Genomic DNA, 19,716 nt, shown 5'->3' on the forward strand with positions numbered 1-19,716 from the left:
GCGGTCACCGTCCCTGCGCGGTGTAGACGACCGAGGTGACCGCCGGATCGCCCCAGGCCAGCTCGCCCAGCAGGCTCAGCGCCCCCTCCTCGGGGTCGATGAGCCCGATGCCGCGCCGGGCGTACTCCCGGCCCAGTTCCGCGGTGACCATGCCGCCGTGGCCGCCGGCCGGCGCCCACGGTCCCCAGTGGACGGTCAGGCAGCGGTTGCCGGTGCCGGCCGCCCAGCGGGCGCCGATCGCGTCCAGGGCGTCGTTGGCGGCCGCGTAGTCGGCCTGGCCGCGGTTGCCGTCCGTGGCCGTGACGCTGCCGAAGAACACCACGAACCGCGGCGCGGCCTTCAGCCCGTCCAGCGCGCCCAGGACGGCCCGGGCGCCGGCCACCTTGGTGTCGAAGACCCGGGCGAACGACCCCGGATCCTTGTCGGTGATCAGCTTGTCCTCGATCACGCCGGCGGCGTACACGAGCCCGTCGATGCGGCCGTGCTCGCCGTGGACGGCGTTGAGGAGCCGCTCGGTCGCCTCCGCGTCGCGGACGTCGAGGCAGTGGTACCGCGCCCGGGCCCCGGCCTCGCCCAGCTCCCGCAGCGTGGCCCGGACCTCCCGCCCGGCCAGGATCGCCTGCGCCGTGCGGGCGATCTCCGCCGGTGCGGCGTTGCCCTGCCGGGCGAGCGCGGCGCGCAGCGCGACCGCGTCGGTGGCCGAGGCGAGCGCCGGGTCCTCCGGTCCGTCCGGCAGCGGGGTCCGGCCGATCAGCTCGATGCGGCATCCGGCGGCCGCGGCGAGGGCCCGGGCGAACCACGCGGTGATGCCCCGCGCGCCGCCCACCAGCACCACGACGGAGTCGCGGTCCAGGCCGATCGCGCGGGCCTCGGCCACGCCGTCCCCGGCCGGGCCGGCACCGCCGGCCGCGAGCGGGCCGAGGCTCGCCGGCGCCAGCCGGTAGGCGCGCCGCGCGCCGCCGTCGCGGTGGACCACCGGCGCGCCGTCCGCGGCCAGGAGCTCGTCGACGATCTGCCGGGCGAGCCGGTCCGCGGGTTCGGCATCGTCCACGACGGCCAGCCGCACGGCGGTCGACGGGTACTCCAGGGCCATGGTGCGGAACAGGCCGCGCAGCCCGTCGGCGGCGGCGCTCGTGTCGGTGGCCGCCAGCACGTGGCGCGGCCCGCCGGCCAGGACCCGCTGGATCAGCCCGAACGCCCCCGGCAGCAGCGGCGCCGGTCCGCCGGCCAGCCCGTCGAGCAGGACGAGCCCGTCGACCCCCTCGACGGCGCCGGGCTCGGCCACCGTGCCGGTGCGCACGGTGGCCCCGGCACGGTGCAGCAGCTCGGCCACCTGCGCGGCGACCGGGCCGGCCCCGGTGACCAGCAGCGTCGCGCCCGCGAGCGCGGTCGCGGGCCGGGCCGGCGGGTCGGCGGCGGCTACCAGGGCGGGGAGCAGGCGCGCCGGCGCGACCCCCGGCGGCGCGTCGCCGCCCACCGCGGCCTCGGTCCGGCTCTGCGTGGGAATCGACGCCGGCTCCGCCACCGGCGGCGTCAGCGCGTCGCTGAGCCGCGCGGCGAGCCAGTTCACCATCGCGCGGACGGTGCGGGCCTTGACGAGCTCCTCGAGCTCGGTGTCGTCGCCGTCGGCGGTCAGGCCGAGGCGGGCCGCGACGTCGCCGGCCACCTCGGCCCGCTTGATGGAGTCGATGCTGAGGTCGGCCTCCAGGTCCAGGTCGAAGTCGATCAGGTCGACGGGATAGCCCGTCCGCTCGCTCAGTACCGCCAGCACCGCACCCCGGAAGTCGAGCTTCGGCGCCTCCACCGTCAGCGTGGCGCTCACCGTGGTGGTCGCGGGCGTGCGGCCGTCGTCGGTCCGGGTGGTGAGCCAGCCGACCATCGCGCGGACGGTGCGGGCCTTGACGAGTTCCTCGAGCTCGGTGTCGTCGCCGTCGGCGGTCAGGCCGAGCCGGGCCGCGACGTCGCCGGCCACCTCGGCCCGCTTGATGGAGTCGATGCTGAGGTCGGCCTCCAGGTCGAGATCGAGGTCGATCAGGTCGACCGGGTAGCCGGTGCGGTCGCTGAGCACCGCCAGCACCGCACCCTCGAAATCGAGCCTGGCCGACGGTCCTGTGCTCGACGGTACCGGCACCGGTGCGGGCGGGGCGGGCACCGGCGGGCCGGCCGGGGTTGGCACCGCCGGGCTCGTCGGGGCCGGCACGGCCGGGCTGACCGGGGCCGGCACGGCCGGGCTGGTCGGGCTGGTCGGGCTGGTCGGGGGCGGCACCGGCAGCGGCAGGGGTGGCCGCTCGGCCGGGGTGTGGCCGAGGTAGGCGAGCATGATCTCGCGTTGCGAGGCGATGATCTCGCGGTTGGTCCGCAGGACCTCGGCGACCAGTTCGTCCTGGCCACGCCGCCCGTTGCGGTTGTCGTGGCCGTCGGCGGGGGGCTTGGTCGTAGCGGTCATGGACAGCTCCTTGATGGGTCGTGGGGGTCTCAGCCCGCCGGGGATGCAGTTGCCGTCGCGGTCCCGGACCAGCTGGCCGTCGACCGTCCAGAAGGGACGGTCGTCGGGGCCGGCCGCGGTGGCCTCGGCGTGGTCGCGGTCGTGGAACAGCCAGCCCGTCCGCACCGGTGCGCCGGCGCAGGCCAGCTGCGCGACCGCGGTGAGCAGGTCGCGCAGTCCCTCGCCGGTGCCCCGGTCGCAGGCCACGGCGAGGTGCGGCCGGTCGCCGAGGACGGCCCCCACGAGGCGGGTGAGCACCTGGCCGGGGCCGGTCTCGACGAAGGTCCGCACGCCGGCGGCGTACATGGCCTCGATCTGCTCGGCGAAGCGGACCGGCGCGCCGATCTGGGCGGCGAGCTCGTGCCGGACCTCGCCGGCGGTCGCGGGATAGGCCGCGGCGGTCCGGTTCGACCACACCTCGACCTCCGGTGCCGCCACCGGCTGCGCGGCGAGCACCTCCGCGAAGCGGTCCACCGCGCCGGCGACGAGCGGGCTGTGGAAGGCGCAGGCGACGTCGAGCCGGTGCGTGGTCAGACCGGCGGCCTGCAGCGCCGCGATCGCCGCCCGCATGTCGGGGGTACCGCCGGAGAGCACCTGCTGCGCGGGGGAGTTCCGGTTGGCGAGGACCACCCGGCCGGTGAGGCCGGCGCCGTCCAGGACCGCGGTGACCTGCCCGGCGGTGGCGCTGACCGCGGCCATGGTGCCCGGGTCGTCGCCGGCGGCGCCGAGGATCGCCTCGGCGCGCTCCCGGCTGAGCCGCAGCAGCGCCGGCGGGTCGTAGGCGCCGGCCACGCACAGCGCGACGAGCTCGCCGTAGCTGTGCCCGGCGGTGACCTCGGGCCGCACGCCGAGCCGGCCGAGGAGGTGGGCCACGGCGAGCCCGCCGATGCCGAGGACGGGCTGGGCCACCCGGGTGTCGCGGAGGCGCCGTTGCTGCTCGCGCTCGGTGGCCGCGTCGAAGGCGGCGGGCGGGAACAGCAGGTCCGCGTGCTCCGGCCCGAGCTCGAGGTACTCCCGCAGCTCGGGAAACGCGACGAACAGTTCGGCCAGGGCGCCCGGGCGCTGGCTGCCCTGGCCCGGGAAGAGCAGCGCCAGCTTCCCGTCGGCGGCGCCCGGTGGCGGCTGGATCAGCCCCTGCTCGGGGTCGTGCTCCCCGGCGAGCGCGCGGCGGAGCAGCCGGTCGAGCTCGGCGACGTCGCGGGCGACGATCGCGAGCCGGACCGGGCCGGAGCGCTCGTCGGCCTGGGCGGCGGCGGTGGCCGCCAGGTCGCGCAGCCGCCACGGCCGGCCGTAGCGGTCGGTGCCGCGCAGCAGGTCGGCGAGCCGGCCCGCCGCTGCGTGCGCGGCCGGCTGGTCCCGGCCGCGGAAGCAGAACAGCTCGGCCGGCCACTCGTCGCGGGCGTGGCGCGGCTCCGGGGTGCGCGGGTCCGCGGCGAGCACCACGTGGTAGTTGGTGCCGCCGAAGCCGAACGCGCTGACCCCGGCGATGCGCCGCTCGGCCGGCGCCGCCCAGGGGCGGGCCGCGGTGGCGAAGGCGAACGGGCTGGTCTGCGCGTCCCAGGCCGGGTTCGGGCGGTTCAGGTTGATCGTCGGCGGGCGCACGCCGGTGTACAGCGCCAGCGCGGACTTGATCACCCCGGCGAGGCCGGCGGCGCACTTGGTGTGCCCGATCTGCGACTTGACCGAGCCCAGCGCGCAGCCGCCCGGCCGGGCACCGGCGTCGGCGAAGAGCCGGGTCAGCGTCTCCAGCTCGGTGCGGTCGCCGACCACCGTGCCGGTGCCGTGCGCCTCCAGCAGGCCGACCTCCCGCGGCGAGACGCCGCTCTGCGCGTACGCCCGGTCCAGCGCCCGGCGCTGCCCCTCGGCCCGCGGCGCGGTCAGCCCCAGCGCCCGCCCGTCGCTGGCCGCGCCCACGCCCTTGATCACCGCGTAGACGCGGTCGCCGTCCCGGCGCGCGTCGGCCAGCCGCTTGAGCACGACGCACGCGACCCCCTCGCCCAGCGCGATCCCGTCGCCGGTGGAGTCGAAGGTGCGGCACCGCCCGGTCGGCGACAGCGCGTGCGCCGAGCTGAACATGATGTAGTCGTGGATGCCGTTGTGCAGGTCCACCGCGCCGCAGACCATCAGGTCGCTGCCGCCCGCGGCGAGCTCCTTGCAGGCGGCGTCCAGCGCGGCCAGCGAGGACGCGCAGGCGGCGTCGACGGCGAAGTTCGGCCCGCCGAGATCCAGCCGGTTCGCCACCCGCCCCGAGATCACGTTCGCCAGCACGCCCGGGAACGAGTCCTCGGTGATCGCGGGCAGCTGCTGCGCGAGCTCGGCCGGTATCTCGCCCAGGTAGGCGGGCAGCGTCGTGCGGAGCACCTTCGCGTTGCCCAGGTCGCTGCCGGCCTCGGCGCCGAACACGACCCCGGTCCGGGAGTGGTCGGCCCCGGGCGCGCCGTGGTGGTAGCCGGCGTCGGCCAGCGCCTGCCGCGCCACGTCCAACGCCAGCAGCTGGGCCGGGTCGATGCTGGCCAGCGCGGCCGGCGGGACGCCCAGCCCGATCGCGTCGAACGGTACCGGCGGGATGAAGCCGCCCCACTTCGACACGCTGATCCGCCCGGACTGCCCCGGCTCCACCTCCGGCGCGTAGTACGCGTCGGCCGCCCAGCGCTCTGCGGGGACCTCGGTGACCGCGTCGCGGGCGCCGAGGATCGTCTGCCAGAAGGCGGCCAGGTCCGGCGAGCCGGGGAAGACGCACGCCATGCCGACGACGGCCACGTCCAGCGGCGCCGGCCGCGGCCCGGCCGCCGCGGTGTCCGGGCCGGGCGCCGCGGCCAGCGCGGCGATCCGCTCGGCGTGGAACCGCCCCGCCGCGACGGTCACGCCGGCGTGCAGGGCGGCCACGGTGGTCGGCGCGTCGCGCAGCACGGCGACCTGGCCGGCCATGAACATGCCCTCGGCGCGCTGGCCCGCCTCGTCGACGTCGACCAGCGCGCCGTCCTCGCGCCGCTTGCCCTTGCTGGCGATCCGCAGCCGGCCGACGTTGAGCGTCTCCAGCTGTTCCCACACCTGCCGGCCGGACACCCCGGCCGCGTCGAGCTGCCGGCGCATCCGGTGGAAGTCGTCGACGTACGGCGTGTGCAGGCAGCGGGTCACGTGCCCCGGCGCCGTCTCCAGCAGCGCCGTGCCCGTCGCGCCGAGCACCTCGCGCTGGAACAGCGGCTTGATGGCGCCGCGTTCGACCGCCTCGCGGGTGAACAGGTACGCGGTGCCCATCAGCACCCCGATCCGCACGCCGCGGCGGGTCAGCGGACCCGCCATCGCCGCCACCATGGCCGCCGACCGCGCGTCGTGGATGCCGCCGGCGAAGAAGATCTGCACCTGCTCGGCGGTGCCGGCCGGCGCGTCGTCGAGGAACTCCTCCAGGGCGACGGCCTGCGCCTCCCACAGTGGAAAGCTCGTGCGCGGCCCGACGTGCCCGCCGCACTCGGCGCCCTCGAACACGAACCGCCGCGCCCCGGCCCGCAGGAACTGCCGCAGCAGCCCGGGCGACGGCACGTGCAGGAACGCGGCGAGGCCGTCGGCCTCGAGGGCCTTCGCCTGTGCCGGCCGGCCGCCGGCGATGATCACAACCGGCGGCCGGACCTCCAGCACCGCCTCGAGCTGCGCCGCGCGCACCTCCTCCGGCGCGAAGCCGAGCACGCCGACCCCCCACGGGCGCTCGCCCAGCTGCCGCGCGGCCTCGCGCAGCAGGTGCCGGGACTGGTCGCCGGTGGCCAGCGCGAGCGCGATGAACGGCAACGCGCCGTCCTCGGCGACCGCGCCGGCGAATCCGGCCACGTCGCTGACCCGCGTCATCGGCCCCTGCGCCACCGGGATCCGCACGCCCAGCGCCCGCGCCAGCGGCGCGTCCGGCGCCAGCGCCTCACCCGCCGCCGCATCCGTGGCCGCCGCCTCGATCGCGGCGCGGACGCCGCGCACCGCCCGGGTCGTGTTCCCCCAGCGCTGCCGGAACACCGCGGCCAGCCAGCCGTCCTGGCCGACCGGCAGCAGCTCGGCGCCGCCGTCGCGGAGCAGGCCCCGCACGCCGTCGCGCAGCACCGTCTCCGAGCCGTCCATCCGGGCGATCGCGGCCCGCACGTCGTCGGGCAGATCCGACTCGGGCATGAGCGCGAGCTGGCTGTCCAGGACCACGCCGGCCGCACCGCCGACCACGCAGGCGGCGGCGGTGCGCGGCCCGATGCCGCCGGCCACCCATACCGGCAGATCCAGTCCCGCGTCGGCCAGCAGTTGCTGCAGCAGTACGAACGAGCTCAGCTCGCCGGTCCGCCCGCCGGCCTCCGAGCCGCGCGCGATCAGCCCGTGCGCGCCGGCCGCGGCCGCCGCCCGCGCCTGCGCCTGACTGTTCACCTCCACCAGCACCCGGTACCGCTCGGCCGCCTCACGCAGCGGCCACCCGCCGCCGGCCGGCAGCACCACCAGGGTGACCCGGCCGGGCGCGGCGCGCTCCACGTCGGCCGGCGTGGCGGTACAGCCCGCGGGCACCCGCACCCCGATCGGCCCGCCCGACCACGCCGCCGCCCGCTCCAGCGCCCGCAGCGCCCGGCGGTCACCCTCGGCCAGGTCGAGGACGCCGATCCCGCCGCCGGCGGCCGCCGCCGCCACGACGCGCGGGCTCGGCTCCACCGTGCCACACGGATTGACGGCAATGACGAGATTGATGCTGCCGAATGCTGTACTCACAAGACTCCCGTCGATCGGTTTCGGGCGTGCGCAGGCGTGGGAACGCGCACGGCGCTGCCGTGCGCGCCGAGTCGGCTGAGTGTTGTCGCGCCAATGCGAACTGCCAGGCCGTCCGGCCTCACGTTTCGTGTTTTGCCGCCGGCGTCCGCAAACCGGCTCGTCCCCGGCATCTTCCAGCACGCTGCGGCCGGGACACATCATTCGTATAACACGGTCGTCGAGTTGTCCCCGGTTATTCAGAACTCTCTTTGCGGATCGCCCGGTTCACATGTCGATGGTCTGATACAAACCTCGTTGTAGATGCCTCGGGCTGACTCGCAAACGCTGTAGTGCGTGTGCGCGGCAGGCTTCGCCGCCGCTCGACCCGGGGTGCGGACATCGCTCTCTTCACCGTGCCCGCGATCCGCAAGATCCCTGATTTCTTGCTTTCTCAAGGTCTGTGCGACGTGCCGTCGCCGGACCCCGTACCTGATGGAAGGACAAGCATGCACAGGATCCGGTTCTTCGCCCGATCTCTGCTACCGATCGCCGTCCTGGCGGCCACCCAGTCGCTCCTGGCCGCGCCGGCCGCCGAGGGTGCCGTCCGAGCCGAACCGGCGAAGGCGGCCACCGGAGCGCAACTTTTGGCGCAGGCCGCACCCGACGAGTGCTTTGCCGGGGTGGGACAGCCGTACCCGTCGGGGCCGCCGTGCGGGACCGGCACGCCGAAGGTCAACCAGTCCTACGTGTGGGGGCTGACCAGATCGGACGACCGGATCTGGTTCGGCACGGGCGCCAACGTCCAGTGCCTGACCCTGGGCACGAGCCTCGCGCAGACTCAGCCGACCCAGAACGACGACTACGTGTGCGAGTACGGCTCCAGCCAGCTGGCCAAGCAGCTGGGCGGCTTTCCGGCGCAGCTGGGTGACTGGCGCCCGCCGAAGGTGTACCTCTACGACACCTCGGCGGGGCAGCTGACGGACAAGACCGGTGACATCACCGGGCGGTCCAGCACCGACGGGCAGCGGCTCGAGACGACCGTCGGCATGCGCGCCGCCGGCTCGAACAACGGGGTCGTGCTGCTCGGCGGTCCGGGCCTGATCGGCATCAACCTCTTCGCCTTCGACAGCGAGTCCGGCCGGTACCTCGGCTCGACCACCATCCCGGAGTACGGCAACATCCGGCACTTCGTCGTGGCCGACGGCGCGCTCTACGCCGGCGTCGGCATCGGCCCGCAGGGCGACGCCGGGGGAGCGGTGCTGCGCTTCACCGGCCGCACGGCCAACCCGTTCGCGTACACGGTGGTGGGCGCCCTGCCGTCGCAGGTCGCCGATCTTGTCGTGCACCAGGACCGGATCTACGTCACCACGTGGCCCAGCGCCGGCGGTACCACCACGTGGACCGCGGCCGGCGTCTGGGCGAGCCCGCCGCTGGCGGACGGCCGGCCCGGGCTGAACCGCGACGACACCACGGGCTGGCGGCAGGTGTGGAACGTCAACCAGTACGAGCCCGACCCCGTCGTCGCCTCGACCTACGGCCTCGGCGCGCTCGCCTCCTACGGCGACTACCTGTACTGGGGAACGATGCACGTGCCGCTGCAGGCCACGGCGGCGATGGTGCGCAAGTACAAGCCGGCGAACGACCAGCAGGGCGCGCTCGCGGTGAAGAACACCCAGCGCACGGCGAGCATCTTCCGCGCCGGCGGCCTCGACGGGGGCAGCCCTTCGGTCGAGCTGCTCTACGGTGAGTCGGCGCTGCCCGTCTACGACGCGAAGGCGGGCACGTGGGCGCTCGCCTCGACCAGCTACCAGCCCAAGTACGGCGCGTCCGGGTTCGGCAACACCTACAACAACTACACGTGGTCGATGGTGGTCGCCGGCGGTTCGCTCTACGTCGGCACGATGGACTGGGGCGAGATCAGCCAGTACACGCCGCCGGCGGCAATCCCCGGGCTCCGCGCCGCCCTCGGCACCCCGGACAAGTCGACGTTCGGCGCCGACCTGTGGGCGTTCGACAGCCCGGACGGAGCGGCCAAAGCGGTGGACACGACCGGGATCGGCAACTACCTCAACTACGGCATCCGCAACATGGTGACCGATGGGTCGGCCGTCTACCTCGGCATGGCCAACCCGATGAACCTGCGCACCAACACCAGTGACGACGTCCCGGAGGGCGGCTGGCAGCTGATCCGCCTGCAGACCGCCACCGGCGTCACGGCGCAGACCGACGACACCGACTGATCGAGCGGCACCGGCCCACCACCCCGCCCCAACGGGCGCCGGGGTGGTGCGGCCGCGGCCGTCGACACGGAAACGCCGGTCTTCATGCCCACGATCCACGCCGCCGACAGCACCGCGGCCAGCGCCACGCCGGCGGTCCGCGGAGCGCGGCGCGGCGACCGGAAGTCTCCGCGATCATGCCGCACCCGCCGCCGACACCAACGGTTTTTCATGATCACGGAGCGCTGATGTACCCCTGTGTACCGAAAGGTTCCGGGATCATGGCAAACCCGTGGTGCGGCCACCGCGGGCATCATGATCACGGAGACATACGTCCGCCCCGCCCCGCGCAGATCGAAGAGTGCGCCCGACGGGTGCGACATCCGCACCGTCCGCCCCGCCGCGCTGCCCCGGGCGCGGCGCCGCGCCCCACCCGGACCCCGCTGGGCGGCACGCCATCACCCCGGGGCCCTCACCCACCGCGCGCCGCGTCGCTACCGCTGCGCCATCACCCACCGCGCACAACTGGCCGCGGCCGTCGCGCCGCCCGTAGGTGTACGGCAGGTCCGGCGCCGCGGCCCCGATCACCAGCGCGACGCCGTCGAAAAGGTCGGGCCGCCACAGGCTTCAGCGGCAGGACGGCGCCGTGCGACGGGAACGTGGCCGGCATCGGCGCGACGGTAGCGGCAAGCGCGCGGTCAGGTGGCGGGGGACCAGTCCAAGGCCGGGGCGACGGTCCGGGCCAGGTCGCTGAGCAGGCGGACGTTCTCGGCCAGGCCGAAGGCCGGGGGCAGGAACAGCACCAGTTCGTCCGCGGCCGACAGGCCCGGGTCGGCCAGGACCGCCTTCGCCACCTCGTCCGGTTCGCCGTGGTAGACCGGGCTCATCACCATGCCGGCGGGCAGGGCGGCCGACAGGGCCGGCTCCAGGGCGCCGCGGGGGCGGGACGCGGCCGGGCCGTGGGTGCGCCGCTCCAGGTCGTAGGCGGCGTAGGTCTCGCGCAGCGCCGCCGTCGTGGCGGGCAGGACCGAGGCGGCGACCGCGACCGGGGGCGGTGGCGTCGCGTGCGCGGCCGTCCAGGCGGCGCGGTAGGCGGCGACCAGGCGGGCCTGGTGCTCCGGGAAGGTCTCCCCGGGTGGCACGTCGTGCAGGATGGTGCCGGTGATGAGGCGCAGGCCCTGCCCGGCCGCGGTCACCGCCGAGGCGATGCTGCCCGAGCCGTACCAGATGCGCGAGCGCAGGCCGGGGCTGGGCGGGGTGACCCGCAGCTGCGTGCCGGCCGGTGGGCCGCCGGCCGGGCGGGGGTCGGTGACGGTGTGGACGGGCTCGCCCGCGACGGCGGAGAGGAACCGGGCCAGGCGGCGCTGGCCCTCGGTGCGGGCGTCGGTGGCCACGGCGCCGAAGACCGCGTCCCAGACGTCGGTACCGCTGGAGAAGGCCAGCTGCAGCCGGCCCCCGATCAGCAGGTCGGCGGTGCAGGCGGCCTCGGCGAGCAGGATCGGCTCCTGGTAGCGGGCCGGCAGGACCGCGCTGCCGAGGGTGATCCGGGTGGTGTGCTGGCCGGCCGCGGCGAAGAAGGGAATCGGCGAGGACAGGTAGTTGTCGAAGTGGCGCTGGTACGCCCACCCGGACTGGTAGCCCAGCTCCTCGGCGGCGCGGAACAGCTCGATGCCCTCGCGCAGGCCGCGGGCGGCCTCGCCGGTCGGGAACGAGACGCGGGTGTTGAAGCCCAGGCGTTGCACGGTCATGGCGGTCCTCCGGTGGGTGCGTCCCAGGCGGCGACGAGTCCGGCGTAGTGGCCGGGCTCGCGGGCGAGCTCGGTGTGGTGGCCGGACTGCACCAGCCGGCCGTCGGCGAAGACGAGCACCCGGTCCGCGGTCGCGGCGGTGATCATCCGGTGGGCGATGGAGACGGTGGTGCGGTCGCGGGTCAGCACGGCCAGGGCGCGCTGCACCGCCACGTCGGTGGCCGGGTCGATGCCGGACGTGGCCTCGTCGAGCACCACCAGGTCGGGGTCGACCAGCGCCGTGCGGGCCAGCGCGACCAGCTGCCGCTCGCCGGCCGAGAGCCGTTCGCCGCGCAGTCCGACCGGGGTGGAAAGGCCCTCGGGCAGGGTGGCGAACCAGTCGCGCAGGCCGAGCTCGTGCAGGATGCGCAGCGCGTCGTCGTCGCTGGCGCCGGGCGAGCCGAGCCGAACGTTCTGCCCGACGGTACCGTCGAACAGGAACGGATCCTGCGGGACGATCACCACCCGGCCGGGCAGCGACGCGCCGGCCAGCCGGTCGAGCGGGATGCCGCTCAGTGTGATCGTGCCGCCGGCCGGCTCCAGGCGGCGGGTGAGCAGCTTCGCGAACGTGGACTTGCCCGAGCCGGTGCGGCCGACGACCGCGACGTGCTCGCCGGGTGCGATGCGCGCCGTCACGTCGTGCAGCACGAGCGGGCCGTCGCCGTAGCGGGCGGACACGCCCCGCACGCACACCCCGACCGGGCCGGGCGGCAGCGGGACGCCGTCGCGGACCTCGGCGCTGGGGATGGCGAGCAGCGCGGACGCGCGCCGGGCGCCGCTGAGCGCGTTCTGCGCCTCGCCGAGGCTCTGCACCAGGAACTGCAGCGGGCGGACGAAGAAGCCGACCAGGAACACCATCGCGACCACCTCGCCGGCGCTCAGCCGCGGGTGCGCCGGGTCGCCGGACAGGGCCCACCAGACGCCGCCGAGCAGCACCGCCACGGTCATCGTGGAGATCGCGAGCTCGCCGAGGGAGGCGTTGGCGTGCAGCGGCACGAGGGTGCGCACGAGGCTGTCCCGGGCCCGGTCGACGGCCGTGTCGAGCCGGGCCCGGGCCCGCGCGTGGGTGCCGGTGGCGCGGATCACCGGGGCGCCGAGCACGGCCTCCGTCACCGCGCTCTGCAGGAGGGAGAGATCGCCGCGGGCCCGGTCGTACCGTCGCGCGATGACCCGCTGGATGCCCAGCATGGCGCCGGAGGCGACCGCGGCGAGGACGAGCACCGGCACGGCGAGCGCAGCGCTGTAGGCGAGCATGACCGCGGTGGCGATGACCAGCTGGGCGGCGTTGGTGAGCAGCTGCACGCCGCCGCCCTGCAGGAACGTCGTCACCTGGTCGAGGTCGCTGGTCAGCCGGGCGGTCAGGTCGGCGCTCGGCCGCCGGTCGAAGGTGCTCGCCGCCATGTCGTGGACGCGGCGCAGGCCGGCCCGGCGCAGCCCGGCGATGGCGCCCTCGACCCGCTCGTGCAGCCGCCGGTTCAGCAGCACCGAGGCCGCGCCGGCGACCAGCACGGCGGCGGCGCCGACCGCGACCGAACGGGCGACCACGCCCGGGGCCAGGCCGGCGTCGACCGCGTGCTGCACGGTCAGCGGCGCGATGATCCGGCCGGCGCCGGCGAGCAGGGCGAGCCCGGCGGTGAGCGGCAGGCCGCGGCGCAGCTCCCGCAGGAACGGTTCAGCCGACATGGGAGTGGTCGTAGGCGGTCACGATCCGGTGGTACTCCGCGGTGCCCAGCAGTTCGGCATGCGTTCCGGTGGCGGCGATCCGGCCGGCGCGCAGCAGCACCACCCGGTCGGCGAGGGCGATCGCGCCGGGGCGGCTGGTGGTCAGCAGCACGGTCGGGCCGTCCGGCGCGGCGGTCAGCGCGGCCAGCCCGGCGAGCACCTGGCGCTCGACGCGCGGGTCGAGCGCCGACATGGCGTCGTCGAGCACGAGCAGCCGCGGCTCGCGCAGGATCGCCCGGGCCAGGCAGATCCGCTGCCGCTGGCCGCCGGAGAGGGTGGCGCCGCGCTCGCCGACGACGGTGTCGAGCCCGGCGGGCAGGCCGCGCACGATCTCGTCGGCGGCGGCGACGCGCAGGGCGTGCCAGAGCTCCGCTTCGGTGTACTGCCGGTGCCGCCGCGGATGCCCGGACAGGGTCAGGTTGTCGCGGACGGACTCGGCGAACAGGAACGAGCTCTGCGACACGACGGCGACGTGCTCGGCCACGGCGCCCGGGGCCAGGTCGCGCGCGTCGACGCCGTCGAGGAGCACCGCGCCGTCGCTCGGGTGGTCCTGCCCGCCGGCCAGGTCGAGCAGGGTGGTCTTGCCGGCGCCGACGGCACCGACGACGACGGTGACCGTGCCCGGCTCCAGGACGAGGTGCGCGTCGTCGAGGAGCCGGTGGCCGTCCCGGGTGACGCCGGCGCCGCGCAGCTCGACCCGCAGCGGTCGTGGCGCGGCCAGCCGGCGGTCGCCGGACGGCGGGGTGGCCGGGCTCTCCAGCACGGCGTGCACCCGGGCGCGGCCCGCGCCGGACATGGGCAGCATGGACAGGAACCGGCTGATCACGTTGAGCGGGATCGAGACGGTGATCAGCAGGTACACCACCCCGACGAGATCGCCGACGGTGAGCCCGCCGTGGCCGACCCGCGGCGCGCCGGCGGCCAGCACGGCGAGCACGGCGGCGGTCGGCAGCAGCTCCAGCAGCGGGTCGAACACCGAGCTGACCGCGGCGATGCGCAGGTCGGCGGCGCGCAGCCGCTCGACGCCGGGCGCGAACCGGGCGTCCTCGACGTCGGCCAGGCCGAGGCTGCGCACCACCGGCCCGCCCTCGATCGACTCGTGCGCCACGCCGCCGACGACGCCGCGGGCGGCCTGCGCCTCGCGCGCCCGCGGGGCGAGCCGCCGCTGGTAGAGCAGGTTGAGCGAGAGCACCAGCCCGACCAGGACCAGGCCGACCAGGCCGAGGACGGGATCCCGGGCGAACAGCTCGGTCAGCGCGAGCAGCAGCATGAAGACCATGCCGAAGGCGAAGTACGCGAACTGCATCGGCGACCACAGCGCGTCCACGTCGGAGACGGCGTGGGCCAGCAGCCGCCCGGGCGGGCGGCGGCGGTGCCAGCCCGGGTCGAGCTCCAGGTAGCGGTGCACGACCGCCCGGCGGGTCTCGGCCTGGGCGCGGTACTGCACCCGGCCGGTGGCGACGCCGCGCACGAAGATGGTGCCCCACCGGATCACCGAGATGCCCAGGATGAGCAGCGCGCTGAGCCACCAGGCGGAGGCCGGGACGGGCCGGCCGGACAGCGCGGGCACCACGAGGTGGTCGGTGGACCAGCCGACGGCGGCCGCCCCGACCACCATCGTGGCGCCGTTGAGCAGCCCGGTGAGGGCGGCGACCCAGGCCGGCCCGGGATTGGCCCGGGCGCCGGCGATCTGGGCGGCGAGCGCCGAGTCCCGGCGCGTGTCGGGCAGCCGCGCCGGGGCCCGTTCAGGCATGCAGCCGCACCGCGGCCCGCCCGGGCACGGCGTCGATGAGCTCGCGGGTGTGCGGGCTCTGCGGATTGGTGAACACCTCGGCCACCGGCCCCACCTCGACGACCCGGCCCTCGCGCATCACCGACACGGTGTGGGAGATCTCGGCGACGACGGCCAGGTCGTGGGAGACGAAGAGGTACGACAGGCCGAGGGCCTCCTGCAGCTCGACTAGCAGCCGCAGGATCTGGTCCTGCACCAGCACGTCGAGGGCGGAGACGGGCTCGTCGAGCATGAGCAGGTCGGGGTGCAGGGCCAGGGCCCGGGCGATGGCGACCCGCTGCCGCTGCCCGCCGGAGAGCTCGCTGGGCAGCCGGTCGAGGAACGTCGCCGGCAGCGCGACCTGGTCGAGCAGCTCCCGGGCCCGCGCCTCCCGCGAGCGGCGGTCGCCGACGCGGAAGGAGACCAGCGGCTCGGTGATCGACTGGCGCACCGTGAACCGCGGGTCGAGCGCCGCGAACGGGTCCTGGTGCACCAGCTGGGCCTTGCGCCGCAGCGGCCGCAGCTGGTTCCAGCTCCGCCCGGCGATCTCGGTGCCGTCGAGCACGATCGAGCCGCCGGTCGGCGGCTCGAGGCCGAGCGCGATGCGCAGGGTGGTGGTCTTGCCGCAGCCGGACTCGCCGACCAGCGCGTGCGTGCGGCCGCGGGGCACGGTGACGCTGACCCCGTCCAGCGCGTTGAAGCCGCGCCGGCCGCGCCGCGCGTCGCCGACGGCGAAGGTCTTGCTCACGTCGGTCAGCGTGAGGATCGGCTCCGGCGTGTCCTGGCCGCGCACGTCGAAGCGGGCCACCACCTGCCCGCCGTGGGCGAGCCGCGGTGCGGCGGCGATGAGCTGCCTGGTGTAGTCGACCCGCGGGTCGGTGAGGATGGTGCCCGGGTCGCCCTCCTCGACCTTGCGGCCGTCGCGCATCACGAGCACCCGGTCGGCCCGATCGGCGGCGATCGCCAGGTCGTGGGTGATGATCAGCAGCGAGATGCCCTGCTCGCGGACCAGCCCGCCGAGGTGGTCGAGGATCCGCCGCTGCACGGTGACGTCGAGGGCGCTGGTCGGCTCGTCGGCGATGATGAGCTTGGGCCGGCCGGCCAGGGCGATCGCGATGAGCACCCGCTGGCGCAGCCCGCCGGACAGCTCGTGCGGATACTGCCGGGCGCGCAGCCCCGGATCGGGGACGCCGGCCTGTTCGAGGTACTCCACGACCTCGCCCGGCACGGCCGGCCCGGCGACGCCGCGCAGCCGCACCGCCTCGGCGATCTGGGCGCCGACGCGCTTGGTGGGGTTGAGCCCGACCATCGGGTCCTGCGGGATCAGCCCGACCACCGACCCGCGCAGCCGGCGCAGCGTGCGCTCCCGGGCCCGGGCGATCTGCACGCCGCCGACCAGCGCCGAGCCGGCGGTGATCCGCCCGTTCGGCGGCAGCAGGCCGATGATCGCGTTGGCGGTGGTGGTCTTGCCCGAGCCGGACTCGCCGACGATCGCGACGACCTCGGCCGGGTTGACGGTGAGGTCGAGGCCGATCACCGCCGGATGGTTCTTCCGGTTGCGGGTGTACCCGATGTCGAGCCCGCGGATATCGACGAGTGGAACGGCCGTCATCGGGTCAGCTCCTGCAGGGTTTTGGAGATGTGGTTCAGGCTGAGCACGAGCAGCGCGACGAACAGGCCGGGCAGCAGGCTCAGCCACCACGCGGTCACCAGGTAGTTGCGGCCGTCGGCGATCAGCGTGCCCCACTCGGCGGCCGGCGGCGCCGCGCCGAAGCCGAGGAAGGACAGCGACGCGATGGCGATGATGGCCACGCCGCCGTCGAGCACGACGAGCACGGCGACCGGGCCCCACGAGTTGGGCAGGATGTGCCGCAGCAGCACCCGGCCCCACGACGCGCCGGCCGCCCGGGCCGCCTCGACGTACGGCAGCGTCTTGACCCGCAACACCTCGGCCCGGGTGGTGCGGGCGAAGCCGGGCACGATGCCGACCCCGACCGCCACCGCGACCGGGATGGTGCCGTAGCCCAGCGCGGTGACGATGGACAGGGCCAGCAGCAGGCCGGGGATGGCCAGCAGCACGTCGACGAACCGCATCAGCAGCGCGTCGGCGGGGCCGCCGAAGAAGCCGGACACGATGCCCAGGGTCAGCCCGGCGACCAGCGCGATGCCGAGCGCGATCAGGGTCGCCCGGATGGTCAGCGGCGAGCCGTAGAGCACCCGGGTCCACAGGTCCCGGCCGTAGTTGTCGGTGCCGAACGGATGGCCGGGGCTCGGCGGCAGGACCGCGATCTCCGGGTGCGTGTCGAAGGGCCCGGCCGAGGTGAACAGCCGCGGGAAGAACGCCGAGACCACGACGAAGAGCACGTAGACGGCGGCGACGAGGAACACCGGCTTGCGCACGAGGGCGGTCACAGCGGGTCTCCCGTCACCCGGGCGGCGGTGTAGGAGATCCGCGGGTCCAGCAGCGGGTAGAGCAGGTCGACGACGAGGTTGACGAACACGAACACGGCCGCGGCGAGGGTCACCACCGCCAGGACCACCGGCACGTCCTGGGAGAGCACCGACTGCTGGGCGAGGTTGCCCAGGCCCTCCCGGGTGAAGACCGTCTCCACCACGATCGAGCTGGTCACGGTCAGGCCGACGATGACGCCGAGGATCGTCATCGCCGGCAGGGCCGCGTTGCGGAAGGCGTGCCGCAGGTGTACCGCCGAACGGGACAGGCCCTTGGCCCGCGCCGTGGCGACGTAGGGCTGGCGCAGCGTCTCGTCGAAGGTCTTGATGAGCACCTGGGCCAGCACCGACGAGGTGAGCACCGAGATCGTGGCGACCGGCATCACCAGCGTCGCCGCCCCCTGCGTCCCGGTGGCCGGGAACCAGCCGAGCTGGAAGGAGAAGAACTGGATGAGGAACAGGGCGACGAAGAACTGCGGGAACGACGCGCCCAGCGCCGGCAGCCGGGTCAGCAGCACCCGCAGCGGGTTGAACCGCACGAACGTCGCGACGTAGGCCAGCAGCGAGCCGGCCACCAGCGACACCACCGCCGCGCACGCGCTGAGCAGCAGTGTCTGGCCGATCCGCTGCCCGATCAGCTGCCCGACCGGCACCCCCTGGCTGAGCGAGGTGCCGAAGTCGCCGCGCACGAGGCCCGCCAGGTGGTGCCAGTACTGCGCCCAGATCGGCTCGTCCAGGCCGAAGCGGTGCTGCATCGCGGCCAGCTGCTCGGGCGTCAGGCTGTCCTCCTGGATGCCGGCGGCCGCGAGCTGCAGCTGCATCGGGTCGCTCGGCAACAGGTAGAGGATCGCGAACGTCAGCGTGAACGCCGCCCACAGGACGACGACCGCCTGGCCGACGCGACCCACGATGTAGCGGGTCATCTCAGCTCTTCCAGACGTCGTTGAGCTTGAGGAAGCTCTCGGAGGTGAACGCGAAGCCGTGCACGTGGCTGCTCACGCCGGCCTTCTGCACCCGCTCGAAGAGCGGCAGCGTGACGCCCTTGTCGATCAGGTAGTCCTGCAGGTCGGCGTAGGCCTGCTTGGTCTGGGCCGCGTCCGTGGTCTGGATGGCCTTGGCGAACAGGCCTTGGATCTCGGTGATGTCGGCGGGCGGCGCCGAGCGCTGGGCGAGCGCCTTCGAGTTCGCCACGTCCGGGTTGATGATGAACTGCAGCGCGCCCGGATCGGCCCGGGTGAAGTACGTGCCCGTCAGGTCGTACTCGCCGTTGGTCGTGTAGGTGGCCTGCTGCGCGGTGGTGAGCGTGCGCAGGCTCAGGTTGATGCCGACCTTCTTCAGCTGCGCCTGCAGCAGCTCCGAGCCGGCGCTGAACTGGGTGACCGGGTAGTCGATGGTGAGCTGTTTGCCGTCCTTGGCGCGGTACCCGTCCTTGCCCACCGTCCAGCCGGCCGCGTCCAGGATCTTCGCCGCGCCATCCGGGTCGTAGCCGAGCTTGTCCGTCTGCGGCTTGAAGAAGGGCGTGGTCGAGTCGAACGCGCCCTGGACCACCGGGTAGTTCGGGCCGAACACCGTCGTGGCGTAGGTCTTGCGGTCGATCGCCTTGCTCAGCGCCAGGCGCACCTGCAGGTCGCTGAGCACGTGCCCGGCGGCGGTGTTGGCGAACAGGGTGTTCGACACGCCGGGCAGCGCCCGCTGCTCGACCTTGTCGCCGGACCGGGTGATGAGCTGCTCGTCCTGCGGCGTGAACGGGTTGCGCGGCCAGGCGATGTCGATCGCCCCGCTGACCAGGTTGCCGGTGCGGACGCTGTCCTCGGCGACGTAGTTGAACACGACCTTGTCGAGGTACGCCTCGCCCTGGTTCTTCGACAGCGCCGAGCCCCACTGGTAGCCGGTGCGCTTGGTGAGCACCGTCTCGACCTTCGCGGTGTAGTGGTCGAGCACGAACGGCCCGGAGGCGACGACGCCCTTGCCGGTGCACCGCTCGGGCGGGGTCAGGGCGAACTCGGCCGGGTCGGTGATGGCCAGGTTGGTGGTCGAGGTGGCCTGCAGGAACGACGAGTTGGGCTTGCTCAGGTGCAGCTCGACGGTGGCCGGGTCGACGACCGTCGCGCCGGTGAGGCCCTGCACGTAGGAGGCGCCGTAGGCGGCGCCGTTGGTCGCCTTCACGGTGTCGATCCAGCCCTTGACGTTGTCGGCCACGGCCTGGGCGTCGAGCTGCTTGCCGTTGCTGAAGGTGACCCCGTCGCGCAGCTTGAACGTGTAGGTGAGCCCGTCCGGGCTGATCTGCCAGCTCGTGGCCAGCCACGGCTTGATCTCGCCGGTCTGCGGGTCCTGGTCGGTGAGCGAGTCGGCGAAGTTGCGGATGATGGTGCGGCCCTCGATCCAGTACACCTGGAACGGGTCGATGCACGGGAACGTCGGGTTGTCCGGGAAGAACGAGACCTTCAGCGTCCCGCCGCTCTTGGGCGGGCCGTCGGCGGCGCCGCCACCGGCGGGCGCGGCGCCGCCGCACCCGGCCAGGGCCAGCAGCGCGGCACCGGCGGTGAGGAGTCGGAGCTTTCGCATATGTCAGTCCTTT

Annotated in this window: 9 protein-coding genes; 1 reads left to right on the plus strand and 8 read right to left on the minus strand. The window is 74.8% G+C overall.

Annotation, left to right across the window (positions count from 1 at the left end):
- Positions 1–4: 4 nt before the first annotated feature.
- Positions 5–7,210 (minus strand): SDR family NAD(P)-dependent oxidoreductase, encoded by a 7,206-nt coding sequence (locus ACQPXD_RS27015; protein ID WP_432843331.1) that lies wholly within the window; start codon positions 7,208–7,210, stop codon positions 5–7.
- Positions 7,211–7,695: 485 nt separating this feature from the next.
- On the opposite strand from ACQPXD_RS27015, the gene ACQPXD_RS27020 reads away from it, so the two are divergent.
- Complete coding sequence (locus tag ACQPXD_RS27020) at positions 7,696–9,429, plus strand: hypothetical protein (RefSeq protein ID WP_432843333.1); 1,734 nt, start codon at positions 7,696–7,698, stop codon at positions 9,427–9,429.
- A 677-nt stretch (positions 9,430–10,106) separates the two neighbouring features.
- Here the strand turns inward: ACQPXD_RS27020 and ACQPXD_RS27025 are convergent.
- The 7 genes from ACQPXD_RS27025 to ACQPXD_RS27055 are packed head-to-tail and all read right to left on the minus strand — an operon-like array spanning position 10,107 to position 19,703.
- A complete protein-coding gene (locus tag ACQPXD_RS27025; protein ID WP_432843335.1) occupies positions 10,107–11,156 on the minus strand; it encodes an LLM class flavin-dependent oxidoreductase in 1,050 nt (349 codons plus the stop codon).
- Positions 11,153–12,877, minus strand: a complete 1,725-nt coding sequence (locus ACQPXD_RS27030) for an ABC transporter ATP-binding protein (RefSeq protein ID WP_432843337.1) — start codon at positions 12,875–12,877, stop codon at positions 11,153–11,155. The genes ACQPXD_RS27025 and ACQPXD_RS27030 overlap by 4 nt, the downstream gene beginning before the upstream one ends.
- Positions 12,867–14,669 carry an ABC transporter ATP-binding protein gene (locus ACQPXD_RS27035; RefSeq protein ID WP_432843339.1) on the minus strand — a complete coding sequence of 601 codons (1,803 nt, stop codon included), beginning with the start codon at positions 14,667–14,669 and terminating at the stop codon, positions 12,867–12,869. Before ACQPXD_RS27035 ends, ACQPXD_RS27030 begins: the two co-directional genes overlap by 11 nt.
- On the minus strand, positions 14,662–16,299 hold the full coding sequence (locus ACQPXD_RS27040; RefSeq protein WP_432843341.1) for a dipeptide ABC transporter ATP-binding protein: 1,638 nt from the start codon (positions 16,297–16,299) through the stop codon (positions 14,662–14,664). Before ACQPXD_RS27040 ends, ACQPXD_RS27035 begins: the two co-directional genes overlap by 8 nt.
- Positions 16,296–17,099, minus strand: a complete 804-nt coding sequence (locus tag ACQPXD_RS27045) for an ABC transporter permease (RefSeq protein WP_432843343.1) — start codon at positions 17,097–17,099, stop codon at positions 16,296–16,298. Before ACQPXD_RS27045 ends, ACQPXD_RS27040 begins: the two co-directional genes overlap by 4 nt.
- A complete protein-coding gene (locus ACQPXD_RS27050) occupies positions 17,096–18,061 on the minus strand; it encodes an ABC transporter permease (RefSeq protein ID WP_432843345.1) in 966 nt (321 codons plus the stop codon). Before ACQPXD_RS27050 ends, ACQPXD_RS27045 begins: the two co-directional genes overlap by 4 nt.
- A gap of 1 nt (position 18,062) precedes the next feature.
- Complete coding sequence (locus ACQPXD_RS27055) at positions 18,063–19,703, minus strand: ABC transporter substrate-binding protein (RefSeq protein ID WP_432843347.1); 1,641 nt, start codon at positions 19,701–19,703, stop codon at positions 18,063–18,065.
- Positions 19,704–19,716: the final 13 nt, after the last annotated feature.

Origin of the sequence: Dactylosporangium sp. CA-092794 (assembly GCF_050948465.1) — a bacterium.
GTDB lineage: Bacteria > Actinomycetota > Actinomycetes > Mycobacteriales > Micromonosporaceae > Dactylosporangium.